At 31.8% G+C, this 24,600-nt stretch carries 18 protein-coding genes; 13 read left to right on the plus strand and 5 right to left on the minus strand.

The genetic code is table 11. The features are described 5' to 3' along the window. Positions 1-14 precede the first annotated feature (14 nt). From OJ995_RS07815 to OJ995_RS07850, 8 genes are all read left to right on the plus strand, one after another. A complete protein-coding gene (locus OJ995_RS07815; protein ID WP_264368902.1) occupies positions 15-2,498 on the plus strand; it encodes a DUF5686 and carboxypeptidase-like regulatory domain-containing protein in 2,484 nt (827 codons plus the stop codon). After that, complete coding sequence (locus OJ995_RS07820) at positions 2,498-3,100, plus strand: DNA-3-methyladenine glycosylase family protein (RefSeq protein ID WP_264368903.1); 603 nt, start codon at positions 2,498-2,500, stop codon at positions 3,098-3,100. The genes OJ995_RS07815 and OJ995_RS07820 overlap by 1 nt, the downstream gene beginning before the upstream one ends. Before the next feature lie 94 nt (positions 3,101-3,194). Beyond that, complete coding sequence (locus tag OJ995_RS07825; RefSeq protein WP_133610364.1) at positions 3,195-3,725, plus strand: inorganic diphosphatase; 531 nt, start codon at positions 3,195-3,197, stop codon at positions 3,723-3,725. Between the two features lie 115 nt (positions 3,726-3,840). Continuing rightward, on the plus strand, positions 3,841-6,420 hold the full coding sequence (locus OJ995_RS07830) for a sodium-translocating pyrophosphatase (protein WP_264368904.1): 2,580 nt from the start codon (positions 3,841-3,843) through the stop codon (positions 6,418-6,420). An 81-nt stretch (positions 6,421-6,501) separates the two neighbouring features. Further along, positions 6,502-8,763, plus strand: a complete 2,262-nt coding sequence (locus OJ995_RS07835) for a glycoside hydrolase family 20 protein (protein ID WP_264368905.1) — start codon at positions 6,502-6,504, stop codon at positions 8,761-8,763. Beyond that, positions 8,763-9,761, plus strand: a complete 999-nt coding sequence (locus tag OJ995_RS07840) for an isoaspartyl peptidase/L-asparaginase family protein (RefSeq protein ID WP_264368906.1) — start codon at positions 8,763-8,765, stop codon at positions 9,759-9,761. Before OJ995_RS07835 ends, OJ995_RS07840 begins: the two co-directional genes overlap by 1 nt. Continuing rightward, positions 9,761-10,432 (plus strand): copper homeostasis protein CutC, encoded by a 672-nt coding sequence (locus OJ995_RS07845; RefSeq protein ID WP_264368907.1) that lies wholly within the window; start codon positions 9,761-9,763, stop codon positions 10,430-10,432. Before OJ995_RS07840 ends, OJ995_RS07845 begins: the two co-directional genes overlap by 1 nt. Before the next feature lie 19 nt (positions 10,433-10,451). After that, on the plus strand, positions 10,452-12,923 hold the full coding sequence (locus OJ995_RS07850; protein WP_264368908.1) for a beta-mannosidase: 2,472 nt from the start codon (positions 10,452-10,454) through the stop codon (positions 12,921-12,923). Between the two features lie 33 nt (positions 12,924-12,956). On the opposite strand, the gene OJ995_RS07855 is transcribed toward OJ995_RS07850, so the two are convergent. Together OJ995_RS07855 and OJ995_RS07860 are read right to left on the minus strand one after the other, a co-directional pair. Beyond that, the gene (locus OJ995_RS07855; protein WP_133610374.1) at positions 12,957-13,571 is read right to left on the minus strand and encodes a deoxynucleoside kinase; all 615 of its coding nucleotides are present in this window, start codon (positions 13,569-13,571) and stop codon (positions 12,957-12,959) included. Positions 13,572-13,641: 70 nt separating this feature from the next. Next, on the minus strand, positions 13,642-14,025 hold the full coding sequence (locus OJ995_RS07860) for a helix-turn-helix domain-containing protein (RefSeq protein WP_264368909.1): 384 nt from the start codon (positions 14,023-14,025) through the stop codon (positions 13,642-13,644). Positions 14,026-14,138: 113 nt separating this feature from the next. Here OJ995_RS07860 and OJ995_RS07865 point away from each other — a divergent pair, with 113 nt between their 5' ends. The 3 genes from OJ995_RS07865 (at position 14,139) to OJ995_RS07875 (ending at position 15,946) form a co-directional block, all read left to right on the plus strand. Further along, on the plus strand, positions 14,139-14,681 hold the full coding sequence (locus tag OJ995_RS07865) for a hypothetical protein (protein WP_264368910.1): 543 nt from the start codon (positions 14,139-14,141) through the stop codon (positions 14,679-14,681). 118 nt (positions 14,682-14,799) lie between these two features. Next, positions 14,800-15,240, plus strand: coding sequence for a hypothetical protein (locus tag OJ995_RS07870; protein WP_264368911.1), 441 nt, complete (start codon positions 14,800-14,802; stop codon positions 15,238-15,240). Beyond that, positions 15,233-15,946, plus strand: coding sequence for a GLPGLI family protein (locus OJ995_RS07875; protein ID WP_264368912.1), 714 nt, complete (start codon positions 15,233-15,235; stop codon positions 15,944-15,946). The genes OJ995_RS07870 and OJ995_RS07875 overlap by 8 nt, the downstream gene beginning before the upstream one ends. Before the next feature lie 197 nt (positions 15,947-16,143). Here OJ995_RS07875 and OJ995_RS07880 read toward each other — a convergent pair whose 3' ends face one another. Next, positions 16,144-16,884: a hypothetical protein gene (locus tag OJ995_RS07880; RefSeq protein WP_264368913.1), complete on the minus strand. Its 741-nt coding sequence runs from the start codon at positions 16,882-16,884 to the stop codon at positions 16,144-16,146. A gap of 176 nt (positions 16,885-17,060) precedes the next feature. On the opposite strand from OJ995_RS07880, the gene OJ995_RS07885 reads away from it, so the two are divergent. Continuing rightward, positions 17,061-17,972, plus strand: coding sequence for a GLPGLI family protein (locus tag OJ995_RS07885; protein ID WP_264368914.1), 912 nt, complete (start codon positions 17,061-17,063; stop codon positions 17,970-17,972). A 17-nt stretch (positions 17,973-17,989) separates the two neighbouring features. Further along, positions 17,990-20,734 (plus strand): carboxypeptidase-like regulatory domain-containing protein, encoded by a 2,745-nt coding sequence (locus tag OJ995_RS07890; protein ID WP_264368915.1) that lies wholly within the window; start codon positions 17,990-17,992, stop codon positions 20,732-20,734. Between the two features lie 39 nt (positions 20,735-20,773). Here OJ995_RS07890 and OJ995_RS07895 read toward each other — a convergent pair whose 3' ends face one another. Together OJ995_RS07895 and metK are read right to left on the minus strand one after the other, a co-directional pair. Continuing rightward, positions 20,774-22,861: a phage tail-like protein gene (locus tag OJ995_RS07895; RefSeq protein WP_264368916.1), complete on the minus strand. Its 2,088-nt coding sequence runs from the start codon at positions 22,859-22,861 to the stop codon at positions 20,774-20,776. Positions 22,862-22,957: 96 nt separating this feature from the next. Next, positions 22,958-24,208, minus strand: a complete 1,251-nt coding sequence (gene metK, locus OJ995_RS07900) for a methionine adenosyltransferase (RefSeq protein WP_264368917.1) — start codon at positions 24,206-24,208, stop codon at positions 22,958-22,960. Positions 24,209-24,600: the final 392 nt, after the last annotated feature.

Raw genomic sequence — 24,600 nt, forward strand, 5'->3', positions numbered from 1 at the left:
AGTTTTTTTTTCCTATGAAGACAAAAATTGTATTATTCTTTTTATTTCTAAGCTCAATAGTTATTGGGCAAACCAAGGTTGGTGGAAAAGTAACTGACGAGTTTGGTGATCCAGTAGCTTTTGCAAATGTTATATTTAAAAACTCGAAAGAAGGAGTAATTACCGACGAAAATGGAAATTTCTATTTTGAATCTAAAGAAAACTATGCCACTTTAGTGGTTTCTTATGTGGGATTCGAAAAGAAAGAAATTAATTTAAAGCCTGGATTAAACTCAGGATTAAAAATACAACTTCAGTCAGGTACTACTTTAAAAGAAGTAGTAATCTACACTGGAAAAACGTCAAAAAAGAACAATCCAGCTATCGATATATTGCGAAAAATTTGGGAACGTAGAAGAAAGAACGGACTCAAAATGTTTAAACAATACGAATACGATAAGTATGAAAAAGTTGAATTTGACTTAAATACCATCGATTCCGCTTTTATGAAAAGTAAAATGTTTAAAGGAATGGAATTTGTTTTTGATCAAATTGATACTTCAAGTATTTCCGGAAAAACATTTTTGCCAATTTTCATCAATGAAACACTTAGTGAAGTTTATGGTGACAATGAAGCGAAAAAAACAAAAGAAATTACAAAAGCCAATAAAAATTCAGGATTTGGTTCTGGTGATGGAGTAAATACATTCATAAAAGATTTATATGCTGATTTTGATATCTATGACAATTACTTAAAGTTTTTCGATAAAGATTTCGTGAGTCCATTGTCAAGAACAGGAATCAATGTTTATAATTACGTTTTAAATGATAGTATGTATATCGATAACAAATGGTGTTATAATATTGTATACTATCCAAGACGTAAAAATGAATTGACGTTTAAAGGTGATTTTTGGGTAAACGACACCACTTTTGCCATTAAGAAAATTAATTTAGAAGCCAGTAAAAGTGCTAACATCAACTGGGTAAAAGAAATTTACATTGAACAAGAATATGAGGTTTTAAATGATTCTGTTTTTTTATTGACAAGAGATTACATGATGTCTGATTTTAGTTTTTCTAAAAAAGAAGAATCGAAAGGAGTTTACGGAAAAAGAACAACGCTTGCTAAAAATCATAAATTCAACATTAAGAAAGACGATAAATTCTATAAACAAGAAGTCAATTTCTATGATAATGCTGTTTTCAACAAACCCGACGAATATTGGGAAGCCAATCGATTTGAAGCTTTAAATAAAAACGAAGCTGGAATTTATAAAATGCTAGATACTTTAAAAGAAGTGCCGCGTTTTAAACGAATTTACAGTCTTGCCTCAATTTTAGGAAGTGGTTATATTGAAATTCCAAAATGGAAAATGGACTACGGGCCTATTTTTTCAACTTTTGGATATAACGATGTTGAAGGGCAAAGATTAAGAGCTGGTGGTAGAACTTATTTTGGTTCAAATGATAAGTGGCGAATTCAAGGTTACACGGCTTACGGATTTAGAGACAACCAATTCAAATATGGAATTTCGGGTAGATGGATGGTGAATCCAAATAAAAGATTGATTTTATCCATAGGAAATCGACGTGATGTAGAACAAATGGGAGTAAGTTTAACAACTTCTAATGATGTTTTAGGGAGAAGTTTTGCTTCGTCGGCACTTTTTGCAAGTGGTGTTAATAACCAATTGACGTCTGTGAATCTTACAACTTTAGGATTTGAAATAGAACCAGCAAAGAATTTTACTCTTCAAACGAATTTAACTTACAGAACATTAAAATCGGCATCAAGCGAATTTAGTTTGGATTATTACACTGATTTGACTCAAACAGAAATTAAAAGTGAAGTAAAACAATCGGAAATTAACTTTGTTGCAGAATATACTCCAAAGCGTAAAACCGTAGGTTATGGCGTTGATCGTATGGATGTGGATTTTAATTATGCTCGAGTTTTCCTAAGCTATAGCAACGGCTTAAAAGGAGTGTTAAATAGTGATTTTAATTATCAAAAATTACAACTTTATTATCGTCAACCAGCTTTGATTGGAGGTTTTGGTCGTTTGTTTACTACTTTCGAAACTGGAAAAATTTTCGGAGAAGTGCCACTTGGTTTAATGGGGGTTATTCCTGGAAATCAATCTTGGTTTGTAATTGAAAACACTTATAACTTATTAGATTACTACGATTTTGTAGCAGATGAATACGCTTCTTTACATTTTGAACATCATTTTAACGGAAGATTGTTTTCAAGAGTTCCGCTTTTAAGAAAATTAAATTTACGTGAAATCATCGGAATAAAAGGTGTTTACGGAAGAGTTTCTAATGAAAATGTGATGTTAAATGCGTCAGGTTTAACGTATATTGCACCAGAAGATGTTTACTGGGAATATCATGCAGGTGTTGGAAATATTTTTAAAGTATTGCGTGTCGATTTTGCTTGGAGAGGAAGTTACTTAGAAATGCCAGATGCTAGAAAATTTGCTATAAGAGCTTCATTTGGTTTCTATTTCTAATGGAAGAGGCAATTGCATATTTATATAAAAAAGACAATATTTTTGAACAAATAAAACAACAATACGGAGTTCCTGTTCAGCCTAAAAGACCTCAAGGTTTTCAAACTTTAGTGTTGCTAATTTTGGAACAGCAAGTTTCGGTGGATTCCGCAAAGGCTACTTTTATCAAATTAAAATCAGCAATTCCTGATTTTTCAGTTGAAAATCTATTTAGTTTTTCAGAAGAAAATTTTCGAGCTTGTGGGGTAAGTCGTCAAAAAACGAAATACATAAAAGCACTTGCTGAAGCTATTTTGTCAAAAGAATTGGATTTAGAGAGTTTGGCTTTCAAAGATTCTGAAGTTGTTCGTGAAGAACTTATCAAAATAAAAGGCATTGGTAATTGGACTATTGATATTTATTTAATGTTTTGCCTGAATTCATTAGATATAATTCCGCTTGGAGATATTGCAGTAGTAAATACCATGAAAGAACTTTTAGATATTCATACGAAAGAAGAAATGGAACTCTATGCTCAAAAATGGAAACCCTATCGCTCGGTAGCTACTTATTTTCTTTGGCATTATTATCTTGAAAAAAGAGGGAGAAAAATCACGTATTAAATCTTTGTAAAATCTATACTTTTTTTGCAAAACTCTTTTGTTTCTCATATTTTATAGTGGTACCTTTGCACCCGCTTTAAAAATAAAAGATAAAATGACAGCAGATAAAATTACTACATTTGATGTATTGATTGAGATTCCAAGAGGAAGTAGAAACAAATACGAATACGATTTTGAATTAAAAAGAATGCGTTTTGACAGAATGTTATTTTCGTCAATGATGTATCCAGCAGATTACGGATTTATTCCAGAAACGTTAGCATTAGATGGTGATCCATTAGATGTTTTGGTTTTAGTAAACGAGCCAACTTTTCCAGGTTGTGTAATGGAAGTAAAGCCAATCGGTGTTTTCCATATGGCAGACGACAAAGGACCAGATGAGAAAGTGATTTGTGTACCGGTTTCTGACCCAATTTGGAATAAATTAAACGATTTAAGTGATGTAAATCCTCACTTAATCAAAGAAATCGAACACTTCTTCCAAGTGTATAAAGATTTAGAAAATAAAAAAGTAGATGTTGAAGGTTGGGGAGACGTTAATGAAGCAAAAGAAATTTTGACAAAATGTACGAATCGTTTCAACGAAATCGAAAATAAACCAGAAGGATTGTTTAGTATTAAATAATTTATAGGTTCTTAATAAATAAAAAGGCAGTATTTTTCTAAAAATATTGCCTTTTTTGTTTTATTTTCTTAATATTACCATAAAATTAACAAACACCAAAACTAAATTATATTTTATGGAATCAATGATGATTTACGTGCCAATAGTCATGGCACTATTAGGATTAGCATTTATGGCTGTCAAACGCGCTTGGGTTCTTAAGCAAGATGCTGGAGATGGAAAAATGAAAGAAATTTCAGATTACATCTACGAAGGAGCCTTAGCATTTTTAAAAGCAGAATACAAATTATTAACGTTTTTCGTTCTTGGAGCGAGTGTGGTTCTTGCGGGAATTTCATTTATTGTTCCAACAACACATTGGTTAATCGTAATTGCATTTATTTTCGGAGCTATATTTTCAGCTTATGCAGGTAATATTGGGATGAAAATCGCAACTAAAACTAATGTTAGAACTACGCAAGCGGCTCGTACAAGTTTACCACAAGCATTAAAAGTTTCTTTTGGTGGTGGAACAGTAATGGGATTAGGTGTTGCTGGTTTAGCTGTTTTAGGATTAACAGGATTCTTTATCATATTCTTTAGATTTTTTATGAACGGAGAATGGACATCAACAGATGACATGACTATCGTTCTTGAAACTTTAGCAGGATTTTCTCTTGGAGCAGAATCTATCGCTTTGTTTGCTCGTGTTGGTGGAGGTATTTATACAAAAGCTGCCGATGTAGGTGCTGACTTAGTAGGAAAAGTAGAAGCGGGTATTCCAGAAGACGATCCACGTAATCCTGCTACAATTGCAGATAACGTTGGAGATAACGTTGGAGACGTTGCCGGAATGGGTGCCGATTTATTCGGTTCGTATGTAGCAACCGTATTAGCGGCAATGGTTTTAGGAAATTATGTAATTAAAGATATGGGTGGTAAAATCGATGACGCTTTTGGCGGAATTGGACCAATTTTATTACCAATGGCAATCGCAGGTTTTGGAATTTTATTTTCTATCATTGGAACAATGTTAGTTAAAATTTCAAGCGACGATGCTAAAGAAGCACAAGTTCAAGGGGCATTAAATAAAGGAAACTGGGTTTCTATCATTTTAACTGCTGTTTCTTGTTTCTTCTTAGTGCAATTTATGTTGCCAGAAGTAATGACAATGGAATTCTACGGTGAAGGAGCGCAAGAAATTTCAGCAATGCGTGTTTTCTACGCAACTTTAATCGGATTATTTGTAGGTGGAGCAATTTCATCTGTAACGGAATATTACACTGGATTAGGTACAAAACCAGTATTGGCAATCGTGCAAAAATCATCAACTGGAGCAGGAACAAACGTAATCGCTGGTTTAGCAACGGGTATGATTTCAACTTTCCCAACAGTAATTTTATTTGCTGCTGCAATCTGGTCAACTTATGCTTTAGCAGGATTTTATGGAGTAGCTTTAGCAGCTTCTGCAATGATGGCTACAACAGCTATGCAGTTAGCTATTGATGCTTTCGGACCAATCTCTGATAATGCTGGTGGAATCGCTGAAATGAGTGAATTACCAAAAGAAGTTCGTACTCGTACAGATATTTTAGATTCAGTTGGTAACACAACAGCTGCAACTGGAAAAGGTTTCGCAATCGCTTCTGCAGCATTGACTTCGTTAGCTTTATTTGCTGCTTATGTAACATTTACTGGAATTGACGGAATTAATATCTTCAAAGCGCCGGTATTAGCAATGTTATTCATTGGAGGTATGATTCCTGTAGTTTTCTCTGCATTAGCAATGAATTCAGTAGGAAAAGCAGCAATGGATATGGTGTACGAAGTACGTCGTCAGTTCAAAGAAATTCCAGGAATTATGGAAGGAACTGGAAAACCAGAATACGGAAAATGTGTTGAAATTTCTACAAAAGCCGCTTTACGCGAAATGATGTTGCCTGGAATCTTAACAATCGGTTTCCCAATTGCAATTGTATTATTAGGTAAATTAGTTTATGCAGATAACAACCAATTAATCGCTGAAATGTTAGGTGGTTATATGGCTGGAGTTACGGTTTCAGGTGTGCTTTGGGCAGTGTTCCAAAATAACGCTGGTGGAGCTTGGGATAACGCTAAAAAATCGTTCGAAGCTGGAGTTATGATTAACGGTGAAATGACATACAAAGGTTCTGATGCTCACAAAGCTGCGGTAACTGGAGATACAGTTGGAGATCCATTTAAAGATACTTCTGGACCATCAATGAATATCTTAATTAAATTAACGTGTTTAATTGGTTTAGTAATCGCTCCAATCTTAGGAGGTCATGGTGCTACAACTGAAAAAGGTGCTTGTTGTGCAAAAACAGAAATGATGTGTTGCGATACAGGAAAATGCGATATGTCTAAATGTGCTGACATGACAAAAGAGGAATGCGCTAAAATGTGTGAAGAGAACGGTTGTTCTGAAGAATGTAAAGAAAAATGTATGGCAATGTATGATGAAAACGGAAAATTCATCGGCGATGCTGGACATGTTCATGACGAAAATTGCAACCATGGAAAGCATGAGGAAATCATCAAAATGGATGTAAAAAAAGTAAAAGACGATAACGGAAAAGTAAAAGCAACAGTTACCATCACTAAAAAAGTAGATGGTAAAGAAACTACAGAAGAAAAAGTTTTCGAAGGAGACGATTTAGAAGTAGAAGCAAAAATTGCTGAACTAGGAAAATAATCTTTTTCGACATAAATAATGAAAACCGCACAGTAATGTGCGGTTTTTTTATTTAATTTTAGCCAAACAAACACAACTCCAATGAAATACAAAATACTGACTTTGTTGTTGCTCTTTTCTGTAATTAGCTCTGCACAACAAACTCTTAATTTAATACCGAAGCCGAATTCAGTCGAAATAAAAAAAGGACATTTTGTTTTAAATAAAGAAACTGTAATCTTAGCTGATGAAAATTCTTTTGAAGCAAAATATTTAAAAGAACAAATAAAAAATCAAACAGGATTAGATTTAAAAATTTCATCAAAATTTAAGTCTAAGAATTGTATTCAATTTGGAATTAAAATTCCAGATACAACAAATTTTGATAGAGAATATTACAATTTAAATATTTGGAAAAGCAAAATTCATATTTCTGCCTTTTCAAATAAAGGTATATTTTATGGGATTCAAACTTTATTACAAATGATTCCTTATTCAAAATTAAGAGAGATTAGATTAAATGAAGTTTCTATTTTCGACCAACCCAAATTTCAATGGCGCGGTATGCATTTAGACGTTTCTCGTCATTTCTTCCCAAAAGATTTCATCAAAAAATACATTGATTATTTAGCGATGTACAAAATGAATACCTTTCATTGGCATTTGACTGATGATCAAGGTTGGCGAATCGAAATCAAAAAATATCCAAAATTAACCGAAGTCGGCGCATGGCGTAACGGTTCCATGATTGGACATTACACCGATCAAACTTTTGACGAAATTCGCTATGGCGGATTTTACACACAAGAAGAAATTAAAGAAATTGTAGCTTACGCCAAAGAACGTCACATCACCATTGTTCCTGAAATTGAAATGCCTGGTCACGCTTTAGCAGCCTTAGCTTCGTATCCTGAATTTTCTTGTACAGGCGGACCTTTTGAAGTAGGGAAAACTTGGGGCGTTTTAGAAGATGTTTTTTGTCCAAAAGACGAAACGTTTACTTTTTTAGAAAATATTTTGACAGAAGTTATGACATTATTCCCTTCTGAATACATTCACATCGGTGGTGATGAATGTCCAAAAGTACGCTGGAAAAGTTGCCCACATTGTCAAAAAAGAATCAAAGACGAAAATCTAAAAGACGAACACAAATTACAAAGTTATTTCATTCAACGAATCGAAAAATTTGTCAACAGTAAAGGGCGAAAAATCATCGGTTGGGACGAAATTTTAGAAGGCGGATTAGCACCAAACGCAGCAGTAATGAGTTGGCGTGGCACCGAAGGCGGAATTGCAGCTGCTAAACAAAAACATTTCGTAGTCATGTCACCAGGTTCACATTGTTATTTCGACCACTACCAAGGCGAACCCAAAAACGAACCGATTGCTTTTGGAGGTTATACAAATGTGGAAAAAGTGTATTCTTTTAATCCAATTCCAAAGGAACTTTCACCAGAAGAATCGAAATATATTCTAGGCGCTCAAGCCAATCTTTGGACGGAATATATCAATACACCAGAACATGTTGAATATATGGTTTTTCCAAGAATAGCTGCGCTTTCCGAAGTGGTTTGGGGAACATCCAATCCGAAAGAATACAAAGAATTCGAAAAAAGATTGATTTCACATTTTGAAATCTATGATAAAAAAGGAATCAACTACAGCAAAGCCATTTTTGAAGTAACTTCGAAAGTGCATCCAGCAGAAAATGGAGTAGCTTTCGAATTAAAATCTGTCAATCCAAACGGAATCAAATACACAATCGATGGTTCAGAGCCAAATTCAAATTCGTTTTTGTATGAAAAACCAATTCTAGTTACAAAGAACCAAACTATAAAAGCGGCTTATTTTGAAAACGGTAAAGCTAAAAGTGCCACCATCGAGCAACCATTTTTCATTACAAAATCAACAGGTAAAAAGATAGAATTGGTACATCAACCTCACGAAAATTATGGCATCGGTGGAAGTTTTACTTTGGTCGATGGAATGAAAGGAAATACTTCTAAATTCGGTAGAGATTGGTTAGGTTTCTGGGGAAAAGATATGAATGCTACTATCGATTTAGGAAAAACTGAAACGATTTCGAAAATCAGTATCAATACACTTTCATCAGAAGGAAGTTGGATTTATTATCCAAAAAGCATCGGAATTTTTGTTTCCAAAGATGGTAAAAATTACTATTCTATTGCGATTGTTTCTTCCAAAGAAATTCATGAAAATAAAGGAAAAATCATAGTTGAATTCGATAAACAAAATGTTCAATTTATAAAAGTCATTGCAGAAAACAACGGAATCATTGTAGATGGAAAACCTGGCGCTGGTTCCAATAGTTGGTTATTTGTAGACGAAATAAGTGTAGAATAATGACAAACAGAAGAATTTTTTTAAAAACAACCGCATTAGCAACTGCTGGCGTAGCATTTCAGGCTTTCAATGGAAAATCTGAAGAAGCTGAAATCGATGTTAGTTCAGGAAAAGTGAATAAACCAATTGTACTTTCTACTTGGAATTTTGGTTTACAAGCCAATCAAGCCGCTTGGGAAGTGCTTAAAAATAAGGGCCGCGCTCTAGATGCCGTTGAAGCAGGAGTGAAAATTCCAGAAGGCGATCCAAATGAGAGAAGTGTTGGTTATGGCGGTCGCCCAGATAGAGATGGTCGTGTTACCTTAGACGCTTGTATTATGGATGAATATTCAAATATAGGTTCGGTAGCTTGTTTGGAACATATCAAACATCCTATTTCAGTAGCAAGAATGGTGATGGAAAAAACGCCTCATGTGATGTTGGTTGGTGAAGGTGCTTTGCAGTTTGCCATCGCTCAAGGATTCAAAAAAGAAAATTTGTTAGTTGAAGCTTCCGAAAAAGAATGGAAAGAATGGCTAAAAACAAGTGAATATTTACCAAAAGCAAACATCGAGAACCACGACACCATCGGAATGATTGCGTTAGATGCGCATGGCAATTTATCGGGTGCGTGTACTACAAGCGGTATGGCGTTCAAAATGCATGGAAGAGTGGGCGATTCCCCAATTATCGGTGCAGGTTTGTATGTGGATAACGAAATTGGAGCCGCAACCGCAACAGGTCATGGCGAAGAAGTAATTCGAATTACGGGTTGTCATTTAGTAGTAGAATTGATGCGTCAAGGAAAATCACCACAAAAAGCTTGTGAAGAAGCCGTAATGCGAATTGTAAAACTGACTCAAAATCGAGGGAAAAATCTAAAAGATATCCAAGTTGGATTCATCGCTTTGAATAAAAAAGGAGAATACGGTTCGTATTGTGTACAAGGTGGTTTCAATTATGCCGTTCATGATGCAACTGGAAATAAATTAATCGATGCGAATTACTTTTTGAAATAATGAAAAAAATCGAAATCGCTTGTTTTAACCTTGAATCTGCTCTAATAGCTCAAAAGGCTGGAGCTGATAGAGTAGAATTATGCGCTGATATGTCGGTTGGTGGAACAACTCCAAAAATCGAAAAGATTCAAAAAGCTCTCGAACATTTGACTATCGATTTATATGTGATGATTCGCCCAAGAGGAGGAAATTTTGTTTACTCAGAAGCAGAATTTGAACAAATGAAATCGGAAATCGTGACCATTAAAAAACTTAGAGTTAACGGATTTGTTTTTGGAATTTTAAATGAGGATAAAACAATTAATATCGAACAAAATTCAGCTTTAGTGGAATTAGCAAAACCTTTTTCTTGTACGTTTCATCGTGCTTTTGATGAAGTTTCAAATTATAAACAAGCTCTAGAAGATGTTATTTCTTGTGGATTTTCAACCATTCTAACTTCTGGAACTTTTCCAAATGTCATGGAAGGAAAAGAAGTTTTGAAACAATTAGTAATTCAAGCCAATAATCGCATCGAAATCATGCCCGGTGGCGGATTGCGTTCGACCAATATTTCAGAATTAGACGAAATGGTTAATGCGAATTGGTATCATTCTTCTGCCATTACCGATGGAAGTGAAATTGCTAGTCTAGAAGAAATTGTTCAATTGAAGAAAAAGTTGCAATCTTAAATGAACTTACATGCCTTATATGTTTAAAAAAATCTTCGTTTTTATATTATGTCTAAATGGTTTTTTCATTTTTGGACAAACTTTCTATCGCAATTTGTCATCCGAAAACTGGACATTCAACAAGCAAAACGAAGCAAAAAAACATAAAGCAACTATTCCCGGAACCGTTCACACCGATTTATTTCAAAACCAATTAATTCCTGATCCGTTTTTTGGAGCCAACGAGAAAAAATTGCAGTGGATTGAAAATGAGAATTGGGAGTACGAAACATATTTTACTTTATCAGAATCCGAACTTAAAAATCAAAATATCGATTTGGAATTTGAGGGTTTGGACACGTATGCAACCATTTTTTTGAACGGGAAAGTAGTTTTAGAAGCGGATAATATGTTCCGAAAATGGACAATTTCTGCCAAATCACATTTGAAAATTGGAACCAATCATTTAAAAGTTGTTTTTCAATCCGCGGTTCAAAAAGGAAAAGAGGAAGCGAAAAAAATATCTTATACCTTACCCGAAAAAGAACGTGTTTTTGTTAGAAAAGCACAATGTCAATTTGGTTGGGATTGGGGCCCACGATTTGTAACGGCTGGAATTTGGAAAAAAGTCCAATTGAAATTTTGGAATTCGGCTAAAATCGAAAGCATAAAATACAGTCAAATAGAACTGAATGACAAAAAAGCGATTTTAGAATTCACAACCGAAATTTATGTTGCTGAAGTAAAAACAATTCAGTTAAAAATCAATAAAAAATCGGAAACATTCAATCTTAAAAAAGGAAAGAACAAAATCAAAATGCAATATGAAATTGCGAATCCAAAATTGTGGTGGTGTAACGGATTAGGTGATGCTAACTTATATCCTTTTACTATCGAAATCCAACAAAAAAATCAGCTTTTAGATGCAAAAAAATTAAATATTGGCTTGAGAACTATCGAATTAATTCAGGAAAAAGACCAAGCTGGTAAAAGTTTTTACTTTAAATTAAACGGAAAATCTGTTTTTATGAAAGGAGCCAATATGGTTCCGCCAGACAGTTTTTTACCTCGAGTTTCCGATTCTACTTATTTTTCTTTAGTTGAAAATGCTAAAAAAGCGAACATGAACATGCTACGTGTTTGGGGTGGAGGAGTCTATTTTGAAGATGCGTTTTATGAAGCTTGCGATGCTAACGGAATATTAGTGTGGCAAGATTTTATGTTTGCTTGTTCGATGTATCCTGGCGATGAAAAATTTGTGCAAAATGTAAAACAAGAAGTAATTGATAACGTAAATCGTTTGCAAAATCATCCGAGTATTGCGATTTGGTGTGGCAATAATGAAAACGACGAAGGTTGGCACAATTGGGGTTGGCAAAAACAGTTTAAGTATACCAAAGCCGATTCGACTCAAATTTGGAATGATTATAAAAAAGTATTTCATGAAATGATTCCGAAAACTTTAGATAGTTTACTTCCGAAAGAAAAAAATATTTATTGGTCGTCTTCGCCATCAATTGGTTGGGGAAGAAAGGAAAGTTTGCTGCAAGGCGATTCACATTATTGGGGCGTTTGGTGGGGAAAAGAACCGTTTGAAATTTATGAGAAAAAAGTAGGTCGTTTTATGAGCGAATACGGTTTTCAAGGCATGCCAAATTTAGAAACCTTGCAAAAAGTAATACGTAAAGAAGATTTGAATTTTACTTCCGAAGCTTTTAAAAATCATCAAAAACACCCAACAGGTTACGAAACCATAAACGAATATATGGAACGCGATTTTGTGGTGCCAAAAGATTTTGAAGATTATGCTTATGTTTCCCAATTATTACAAGCTCGTGGAATGAAAACAGCAATAGAAGCCCATCGAAGAGCTAAACCCTATTGCATGGGAACGTTATATTGGCAATTCAATGATTGTTGGCCGGTTACGTCTTGGAGTTCGTTAGATTATTACGGAAATTGGAAAGCGGTTCATTATCAAGCGAAACGAAGTTTTGAGAATTTGTTATTTTCGATTGAAGAAGGAAATGATAGTTATAGAATTTGCATTGTCAACGATGATTTAAAACAGTATTCGGGTGAATTAGTTATTGATTTAATTGATTTCAGCGGAACTAAATTATGGAATAAAAAGATAATTTTCATTGCTTCGGAGAATTCAAGTAAGATACATTTTGAAATTCCAAAGAAGGATTTCTTAGCTTATAATTTAAAACAAGCGGTATTGTCAGTTTCATTTCCTCCTTTAGAACAAATTTATACGCGTCATTATTTCTTTAAACCTAAAGACTTGCAAATCACAAAACCAAACATCCAAATCAAAATTATTAATGAAGAAACCATTGAAATTTCTTCAGATGTTTTAGCAAAAGATGTTTTTCTGTCATCAGAAAATGATACTTTTTTTGAAGACAATTATTTTGATTTATTATCAAATGAAAAACGAATCATCAAATTGTCGAAACCAGTGCAAAATATAAAAGTTAAATCGCTGTTTGACACAATGAAATAAAAAAAAACGCCTCAATTGAGGCGTTTCATATATCTAAAATAATCCGTTTAATTCGGCATCAATTCTATTAATGATGGTCCCTAAATCTTCAGGATTGTTTACAAAATCAAAATTATCTACATCAATAATTACTAATTTACCTTTATCATACGTTTGAATCCAAGCTTCGTATCTTTCGTTCAAACGACTTAAATAATCAATCGAAATCGAGTTTTCGTAATCTCTTCCTCTTTTGTGAATTTGGCTTACTAAATTTGGAATCGAACTTCTCAAATAAATCAATAAGTCTGGCGAACCTACTAAACTTTCCATCAATTCGAAAAGTGAAGTGTAATTATTAAAATCTCGGTTCGACATTAATCCCATTGCGTGAAGATTAGGTGCGAAAATATGCGCATCTTCATAAATGGTTCTGTCTTGAATAATGTTTTTACCACTTTCGCGAATTTGCAATACTTGACGAAAACGACTGTTTAAGAAATAAATTTGAAGGTTAAAACTCCAACGTTCCATTTGATGATAAAAATCATCCAAATACGGATTATCCACAACGTCTTCAAAGTGCGGTTCCCATTTAAAATGTTTGGCTAATAATCGAGTTAACGTTGTTTTTCCTGCTCCAATATTTCCTGCTACTGCTATGTGCATTATGGTAAAATTATTTCATTAATGATAAATCAAAAGTAAATATTTTAATCAGATAGCACAAAGTAAATTACTATTTATTTGATGAAAGTTTTTCCAAAATTGAAATTAATCTTTTGTTTTCTTCTTTTAAATCTGAAATTTGTGAAAATAAAGTCTGAATTAGAAGCTCATTTGTTTTTTGATTTTCTTGATGTAGGTTTTCTACCATACCAATTGCAGTAGATGAATCTGAATTTTTAAAATTATTAACAATATATTGTTTTTCTAATAATTCATTGATATCAATTTCTAAAATTTCAGAAATCTTTAATAATCTTTCAAAATCTAATTTTGTTACTCCTTTTTCGATTTTTACATATGCAGGTTGAGAAATACCAAGGTGTTCGGCTATGTATTCTTGAGAAAAATTTAATTGCTCTCTTCTTAATTTTATTTTATTGCTAATGTTGTTCATTATTATTTAGTTTGATAATAACCAAAAGTAATAAATTATAACTATAAGTGATAATCTATTTATGAAAAGAATTTTATTATTGTAGGAATATTAACAAATTAAAACAAATATTTATGAAAACAAAATTTTTGACAATTGTTGTGATGTTGCTGTTAACAGTATCTAGTGCCTTTTCAAACAACCTAGGTAAGGTTAAAGTAAAAGATTTTAATTTTTCTTCAGAAATTAATTACGATAGTAATGTTGAAGAGATATGGAATCATGAGTTAGGCTTGAAAATGTATGTTTTTACAATGCAAAATTCAAATGATTTATTAATTGCTTATGAAGATAAGGATAGTTCTGAATTAACACCAGTTGCATTCTATCAAAGTAATAGTAATGGATTCACATATAAAGATATAAATAACAGGAAAGAAGTATTAACGGTAGGTCTTGATAATGGAAAAGTTGTTAGTTACAACTATATTGAAAAAAATGACTCAAAATATGGCTTTGCATTAAAAAAATGCCCTGGAGGTTCAACTTTTGGATGTATTAAGTTGTCTATGTCTGCATGTGCATCAGATGGCGAATGCGCATTTTATTGTGCGATTGCGGGGGCATATTGTCCTGCTGCTATAGCTACTGCTTGTGCTGCAAGTTGTAATTTGTAAGATACTATTAAATATCAAAAAGGGATTTGTTTTAATAAAATAAATCCCTTATTTTTAAAATATGAAAAAGATAAGATTTGTTTTTGTGTTTTTGTTTGTTTGTTTTGTAATTTATATTTTGACAAATTTTATTATTACATATGTAAATTTGTCCCCTAAAATTGGTAAAGTTTTTGTTGATTTAGAAAATTTGGAAAATAAACAACAATTAACAGATTCGTTAATTAAATTAAAAAAAATTAAAAGTGAACAACAAATTTCAGTTAATTTGAAAGATGAAGACACCTTAATTTTGTGTTTTGTTGATTGCAACGATGATTTTTTTATTTATTCTCAAAAGTTTGCGAAAAAATCAAAATCTAATAAAGTAAAGTATAAAACATATTTTATTTTAAATGATAAAAATTGTAAAATAGAAGGTGATTCTGTTAAATCTAAATTTTATTTTTTAGATGGAAAATTACCTTTGAAATATAATAAATTAGTTTATCCATATTCATTAAAAGTAAATAAAGGTAAGATTTTGAGTTCTAAATTTAATTTTTCAGAAGATGAATAAAAGTGTTTTAGTTATTTTTTTAGTTTCAATGAATTTTATTTTTTCTCAAAATAGTTCTGGTGTTGTTTCTTATAAAGTTATTGTTAATAAGGGAAATATTACGAAAAGTGATACTATACAAAGTGAAGATAAAAAAGAAATCGCTAATTTTTTTACAGCAATTTTAAAAAAATCAATAGAAAAAAATTTTGAATTATTTTATAATGATTCTACTTCTCTATTTGTTGAAAAATCTGAATTAAAGTATGATTCTGGTAATTCTAATTTATATGGGAAATCTAATAACGATAAGTTGTATGTTAACATTAAAAATTTCACATATATTAATCAAGTAGATTTATATGGCAAGAATTTTTTAATTTCTGACAAAATTAATCAATTGTCTTGGGTAATTGACAGGAGTCAAGAGAAATTTATTTTGGATAAAAAGACTTATAAAGCTACATGTACAAATAAAGTTAATGGGAAAGAGTTTAAAGTTGTAGCATGGTTTTCTGAAGAGATTAGTTTAGGCTTTGGGCCAGATAATTATTGTGGTTTGCCTGGTCTTATTTTAGAATTAGATGCTGGAAATTTATCATATAAGTGTGAAAGCATTATTTTTGATAAGCAAAATATAAAAAAACCAAATTCTGGTAAAAGAGTAACTCAAAAGGAATTTGATGTAATTGCTAATCAAAAACAAATAGAAATTTTAGGGTTTTAAAAATTTAATTACATGTCTTTACTATTCCAGATTGTTCTATCAATTATTGCTACTTTAGTAGTGATATTATCATACTCATCTATAAAAGATGTTAATATTTCTCGTAATTTAAATACAAATGAAAAAAGAAGGTGGGTTTTTTTTATTCTGTATTTTCCAATAATTGGTTCTCTTTATTATTTCTACAAGAAAAAAAACTAATTAAAAATTTTGTAATTAGTAATTTCATTTTGGGTAAAAATAGACAAAATTCCATCTCTAAAGAAAAATTTTGAAATGATTTTTTCATCAATTGCTATTTTGCTGCTACTCATAGAAGTTAAGTCATAATAAAACAATTGATGTTCTATTTGATAAATTAAATTTTTGCTTTTTGTTAGTTGAATAGCTTCAAATTTTGGAAGAATTCCTAATTTTTCAATAGTTCCATAAATAGAAATGCGATATAAACTCAAATTAATATCGGTCCAATAAAAATGCGTGTAATCGGATTCATAGTGTAATATCGGATTTTCAAGCATCGTAGAAATCCATTTGATAGAATCCGTGTTTACATTGATTAAACCAATTTTAGAAGAAATACTGTCGTAAATCCAAATTTGGTTTTGGGAAGATAATGCAACAGCTTCTAAATTAAGTGGAATTGGAAATAAATTGAAATCTATTTTTTTGATTTCATTCAATTGATTATCTAAAAGCACAACTGTGTTGAAGTTTTTATAAAAAACAACAATCTCTAGTGGATTTTGAAAGTCAACTTTTGCTATTTTTCCTAAGCTTACATTATTGTATTGGTAATTTTTTGAAGCGCTATTTTTAATCAATACATTTCCTTTTAAAAAGTAACTATTTTGCTGATTGTCAATCCCTAAAAATATGTCGCATTCTAGGTTTCCGGATTCTATTTTTGTTGCAGGAATTATATTTTGACTGCTCATTTGAAAGCAACAAAGATTAAAAAATAGTATAAAAAGTAATTTTTTTAATAGCATTCGTTAAACTATTTCAAGAATTAAAAGTCTAATATACTACTTTAACACAAAAATAGTAGTTAAATTGTGTAACAAAATGCACTATTTGTAGTCTATACATATAGCTAAAACATCTGAAAAGAATGAAAAAAATTATTATTGCTTCGATTTTTATGATTTCTGGGTTATTAAATGCTCAGAATTTCCAAGGTATGGCCGTTTATGAATCTAAAACAAGTACTGCCGATTTTATGAAAGGCATGAGTGGGAATAGAGATATGACTCCTGAAATGCAAAAACAAATAGAGGAACGTATGAAAAAAATGTTTGAAAGAACATTTGTTTTAAATTTCGACAAAACAGCTTCTATTTATAAAGAAGAAGAAAAATTGGATGCTCCTGGAGGTCAGCAACAAGGTGGAAGGATGATGATGTCTATGATGGGTGGTGGTGGAACACACTACAAAAACGCAAAAGACAAGCAATATGTGGTGGATAAAGAGTTTTTTGGAAAAGAATTTTTAATTAAAGATTCGTTGCCAAAATACGAATGGAAATTAGAAGGAGAGTCAAAACAAATTGGTAATTATACTTGTTTCAAAGCGACTGCAGTAGTTAAAGTAAGTGAGTCTGATTTTAGAAATTTCAGATTTAGAAACAATAACAAAGCAAAAGAAGAGGAGAAAAAAGCGGAAACAGTAAAAGATACTACTAAAGCTAAAAAAACCAACTTCACTGACGATTGGGAAATGCCAAAAGAAAATGTAATTACTGCTTGGTATTGTCCAGAAATCCCTGTGAATCAAGGGCCAGAGAATTATTGGGGATTACCAGGTTTAATCTTAGAAGTTAATGATGGAAAAACAGTGATTTTGTGTTCTAAATTAGTTTTAAATTCTAAAGAAAAAGTTGAAATTAAGCCTGTTTCTAAAGGTAAAGAGGTAACGCAAAAAGAATTTGATGAGATTGTGAAAAAGAAAATGGAAGAAATGCGTGAAATGAATTCAGGTCGTGGAGGCCAAGGTGGTGGATTTAGAATGGGTGGAGCACGTTAATTTTCTATAAAAGAATTATGAAAAAAATATTTTTTATCCTAATAATGGCACTTACTTCAAGTGCCTTTTCTCAAAATATACGTTTCGAAGGTACTGTTAAAGATACAACCGGTGTTGGTTTGGAAATGGCTAATATTATGGCTGTAAATCAGCAAACTAAGGCAATGGATGCTTATGCGATTACTAACGATGCTGGTAAATTTATCTTAAATTTAAAACCTAATACGGCTTACACACTTAAAGTAAGTTATATTGGTTTTCAAACTTTTGAAAAATCGGTTACAACCGGAACAACAACAATGAATTATCCTGTTGTTTTAAAAGAAGGTACTCAGTTGAACGAAGTCGAAATTGTTCATGAAATGCCAGTAAGTGTTTCAGGAGATACTATTATTTATAATTCGGATTCGTTTACTAATGGTACTGAAAGAAAGTTGGAAGATGTATTGAAAAAGCTTCCAGGTGTTGAAGTAAACAAAGACGGAGAAATTGAAGTTGAAGGGAAAAAAGTCCAAAAAGTAATGGTTGAAGGTAAGGATTTCTTTGATGGTGATACGAAATTGGCTACCAAAAATATTCCAGCAGACGCTTTAGATAAAATCCAAGTTTTACGAAATTATAACGAAGTTTCTAATTTGAAAGGATTAGAAAATAATGAAGAAAGCATCGCTTTGAACATCAAATTGAAAGAAGGGAAAAAGAATTTTTGGTTTGGTGATATGACGGCTGGAATAGGTGTAGGAATGGAAGATGCAAGGTATATAGTAAATCCTAAGTTGTTTTATTATAATCCTAAGTACAGTTTGAATGTGATAGGTAATGTTAATAATATTGGAGAATTACCTTTAACTGCTCAAGATTATTTCAAATTTACTGGTGGTTTCAAAAACATGATGAGAAAAGGAGGTTCTTCTTTTAATGTGGTGTCTAATGATTTAGGAATTATGGGACTTCGTAACAATCAAGCAGCGAATATTGAATCAACTTTTGGAGCAGCGAACTTTAGTTTTAATCCTTCAAAAGCTTGGACATTAAGTGGTTTCGGTATTTTGTTAGGAAATAAAACTGAAATTGAAAACAGTACCGTTTCTAATCGTGTAGATAATTTGCCAGATGGTTCTTCTCAAACCATCACAGAAACACGTGAGGATTTTACAAGACAAAAGAGTAATCAAGTTTTGTTTAAGTTGAGTTCAAGTTATGTACCTTCTGAAAAAAAACATTTCGATTATGATGCCTTGATTAAGATTTCTGACCAAAAAGAAAACACAAGCGTTTTTTCTAGTTTATTGTCCGATATCTATTCTGCAAAAAAGCAAAATCCATTTTCGATAAATCAGAATATAAATTATTATTACACTTTGAATGATAAGCATGTTTTTGGTTTTGAAATGCAACATTTGTATCAAAATGAAGACCCATTTTACAATGCTAACCTTGAAACCTTGCCTTTTGCGCCTTTGTTAACAGGTTATGTAAATGAAGGAGCCGGAGTAAGAGATGATGTCACTCAGAAACGTTTTGTGCAAACCAATAAAGTAGATACAAAGTTTGATTATTATTATATGGTAACACCAAAAAGTAATATCAACTTAACTCTAGGGAATACCTATTCGTATCAAAACTTTGATTCATCAATTTTCCAGATTTTGAATAATGGCACTCAGAATAATCTAACAGATCCAACTACTGTTAATGATGTTAACTATGCATTTAATGATGTGTTTTTAGGACTACATTATAAATTTATGACAGGTAAATTTACTTTTAATCCTGGATTTAGTGTGCATCAATACAACACAAATGATGTGCAACTTGGAACATCAAACAAACAATCTTTTAATCGAATTTTGCCAGATGTATATGCGTTATGGCAAATTAAAAAATCGGAGACCTTAACTTATAATTATTCGCTTTCTAATAATTTTACGGATATTAATAAGTTGGCTCAAGGCTATGTGTTTTCAAATTACAACAGTTTGTTTAGTGGAAATAGATTCTTGGAGAATTCGACTTCACAAGTGCATTCTTTGCGTTATTTTAAGTATAACATGTTTAACTTCGAAAATATTTTTGCTAACATTTCATATACAAAACAATTAGAAGCTATCAAGAACAGAGCATTGTTAGTAGGAGTAAATCAAATTTCGTCAGCAGTTAATATTAACTCAGCTTTTGCAGATGAAACTTTATCTGCAAACGGAAATTATGGTCGTTCGTTTGCAAAATATTATAAAGCTAATGCAAGAGCCGGAGTAAACTGGTCTAAGTTTAATAACATTCGTGTTTTTCCTGATTCGGATTCTGATCCTAATAACAATCCAACAGAAATTCAAACAACTGAATCTGTTTCGCAAAATTATGGTTTAAGTTTTTCTACAAATTACAAAACATTACCAAACTTAACATTAGGATATAACTTTACAATTAATGATAACTTTTCAGATGTGATTTATGTAGATAGTCCAACGGTTACATTAGAATATTATTTTCTTGAGGCATTTTCATTTGTTTCGGAATATTCTTATTTTCACAATAGAAATAAATCTGAAACAATTAACAGTGAGTATGATTTCTTAACGGCAAGTTTGATGTATCAAAAGAAAGATAGCAAGTGGGAATGGAAACTTTCAGGAACTAACTTGTTAGATACAAAATCATTAGACACGAACAGTTTTAGTCAGCTTGGTGGAACTAGTACATTTTCTAGTTATAGAGTGCAACCAAGATTTGTAATTCTGAGTTTAAAATATAGATTGTAATTGAAATAAAAAGTCCCGAAATATTTCGGGACTTTTTATTTAATTAAGTTTTTCTTCAATTGCTTTAAGCCTTTTTTCTAAAGCTTCGTTTTTTTGTTTTTGAAGTTCTAATTCTAGTTTTAATGCTTCAATTGTTTTTTGCTGTTCTTGTATTGATTTTACAATTGGAACTACAAATTCAGCATAACGTAAACTGTAAAAATCATTTTTGTTTTTAGGTACATCTACGCCACTAAAATCGTAGTTTGCTTTTTTAGCTGTTTCTTCAACATCTTGTGCAATAAATCCAGAATATCTTATAGTGTTGTTTTGGCTTTTTGGATCAATAGCTTTGAAATTATAATTATAAGTGACAGGTTTTAGATTTAAAATAAAATCTAATCCTACAACATTATTTTGTATGTTTTCTTTCAGGCGTCCATCTGATAAATTAGACCATCCAACAGCCCCGCCAATACTTGTAATATCAAAATTACCAAGTCTAATTTGATTGTCTCCCGAAATATAAGCGTTAAATCCAATTGCAGTTGAATTGTTGTAATCTCCAGAATTGTAAGCATTGTAGCCAATGGCGGTATTGTGATTTCCAGTATTATTTGAAATTAATCCGTTGTTTCCAATGCTTGTGTTAAAAGAGCCATTAATGTTGTTAAATAAGGAATTGTTTCCCAAAGAAACATTTTGGTTTCCTGAAGTAGTATTTAACAAAGAATTGTAGCCCAAACTCACATTGTTTTCTCCTGTATTGTTGTTTTTAGAAGCATTGTTCCCTATGCTAGTATTGAAACTTCCAGTTGTATTATTTTCCAATGAATTTGCTCCAACAGCTACATTATTATTTCCAGTAGTGTTTGATTTTAAAGTGAATTCTCCAAAAGCACTATTGTTATTTCCAGTATTTGCAAATAAAGATTGGTTTCCAAAAGCTGAATTTCCTATTCCAGCGGTTGAACTGAACAAAGCATTGTTCCCAAAAGCACTATTGTTATTCCCTGATATATTATTATACAAACTATTGAAACCAATAGCTGTATTGTTTGAGCCAGAATTGTTGTTATATAATGTGTAGCTTCCTATTCCAGTATTCTGATTCCCTGTTTTTGATTTATACAAAGAAAAAGAACCAACAGCAGTATTCTGAAAACCTATGGTGTTGTTATTTAAAGAATTATTACCAATTGAAGTGTTTTGAGATCCTGTAGTGTTGAAACTTAAGGAAGCTAAACCAATTCCAACGTTATTGTTTCCGGTTGAATTAGCTGTTAAAGTGTAAGAACCTAGTCCAGTATTATTGTTTCCGCTAGTGTTACTATAAAGTGAGTAAGTTCCAATGGCTACATTATAATTTCCATTAGTGTTATTATATAAGCTATTAGTTCCTAGGGTAGAATTTTCATTTCCTGAAATATTCATCAATAATGAATTTGATCCAATTGAAGTGTTGGAGTTTCCCGTAGTATTATTGTTTAAAGAATATATTCCTAATGCTGTGTTGGAGTTTCCAACTGTATTATTCGTCATGGCTTGAGCGCCCATTGCACTGTTAGAATAACCCGTAGTATTGTTTTTCAAGGTGTTAAATCCAATAGCTGTATTTGAATTTCCATTAGTGGTACTACTTAATGAAAAACTACCAAAAGCAGTATTGTTAGAGCTACTCCCGATTGGCTTATACGAATTGTTTCCAAAAGAAGTATTGTTGATAGCTATAATTCCAGAATGGTTGTTATTTCTTCTAAAAACGAAGTCCGTATTATCTTTCGTTCCAATGTAATTGTTGTTTGGATTGGTATTCGTGTTTCCATTTATCAGCCAAACATTTTTTGTGTTTGTTACAGAATTCCATGAAGTAGTATTGTTGTCCCAATAATAAAAACCAGGTGCATTATTTCCTGCAGTTGTTGTAAGATAAATTAATAAACCATTTTGATCGCTTGTTGGATTAATAACTGGAAAATTATTAACTCTTGGAATTAGAATTCCATCCGAATTTGATGGTGAGTTACTATCAGTTGCTACAATATCTAATGTGGATTTTGGATTTGTAGTGTTAATTCCAATTTGTGAAAAAACTTTGAAACTATTAAATAAAGTCACAAAAAAGAATATTTGTATAAAGGTTTTCATTAAAAATGAATTTTTTGCTAAAGTATAAAATCCGTAATTAAAAAACCCATTTATTCGAAAATAAATGGGTTTAACTATTTTGTATTCAGCAGATTCTTAGATATTAAAAGCTGCTTTTACTTTGTCTACGAAATCTAATTTTTCCCAAGTGAATAATTCAACTGTTAACGTTTTAGATTCTCCTCCTGGAGCGGTAAATGTTTTAGTTACGGTTTCAGGAGTTCTTCCCATGTGTCCGTAAGCAGCAGTTTCACTATAAATTGGATTTCTTAATTTTAAACGTTGTTCAATAAAGTAAGGACGCATATCAAAAATGCTTTCTACTACTTTGCTGATTTCTCCATCAGTTAAGCTTACTTTTGCAGTTCCGTAAGTGTTTACGTTGATAGATGTTGGTTCAGCAACTCCAATTGCGTAAGAAACTTGTACTAAAATTTCATCAGCTACACCAGCAGCAACTAAATTTTTAGCAATATGACGTGTAGCATAAGCAGCAGAACGGTCTACTTTAGATGGGTCTTTTCCTGAGAAAGCACCACCACCGTGAGCACCTTTTCCGCCATAAGTATCTACGATAATTTTTCTTCCAGTTAAACCAGTATCTCCGTGAGGTCCTCCAATTACGAATTTTCCTGTTGGGTTAATGTGGTATTTAATAGCATCATTAAATAAATGAGCGTATTGAGGATTTTTAGCGATTACTCTTGGAATCAAAATTTCAATAATGTCTTTTTTGATTTTCGCTAACATTGTTGGTTCATCAGCAAAATCATCGTGTTGAGTTGAAACTACAATAGCATCAATACGAACAGGCTTGTTATCATCAGAATATTCTAAAGTAACTTGAGATTTAGCGTCTGGACGTAAATAAGTGATTTCGTTGTTTTCTCTTCTTAAATCTGCTAAATCTTGTAATAATTGATGAGATAATTTCAAAGCTAACGGCATGAACTCAGCAGTTTCATTTGTAGCATAACCAAACATCATTCCTTGGTCACCAGCGCCTTGCTCTTCTTTACTTGCTCTGTCAACTCCTTGATTAATATCGGCAGATTGTTCGTGAATAGCAGATAAAACTCCACAAGAATTTGCTTCGAACATATATTCGCTTTTCGTGTAACCAATTTTCTTGATTACATCTCTTGCGATAGTTTGTACATCTAAATAAGTGTTTGATTTTACTTCTCCAGCTAAAATTACCTGACCTGTTGTAACTAATGTTTCACAAGCTACTTTTGACTCAGGGTCAAATGCTAAAAAGTTATCAATTAATGCGTCTGAAATTTGATCCGCAACTTTGTCAGGATGTCCTTCACTCACTGATTCTGACGTAAATAAATAAGCCATAATAAATTATTTTTAAAATTTAGCGAGGAAAAATAATTGCAGAGATTGCGTAAAGGAGTAGTAATACTGCTTTAGCATTTTTTTAATGAGGTTGCAATCAGTTCAAATTTTTCCTCTTTGTTTTCGTTTGCAAATGTATGAAATGAAATTGAATTCCAAATAGTTGTTCACTTTTTTTTATAGTTTATTAATTGAAGAATTATGAAACCGTCTTTTTTATAGATTATTTTTCCATTAATAATTCATTTTTAATGAAAATAAATCTATTTTATTTATTTTAAACCACAAAATTTAGAAAAATAATCTATTTATTTTTTTATTGTAGAAAATAAATCTAATTTTGCCCTGTCAAATTAAAAGAAATAGAAATGAACTTTACAATGTGCAATATG

The sequence above is a fragment of the Flavobacterium lacisediminis genome (genome assembly GCF_025909975.1).
Classification (GTDB): domain Bacteria; phylum Bacteroidota; class Bacteroidia; order Flavobacteriales; family Flavobacteriaceae; genus Flavobacterium; species Flavobacterium lacisediminis.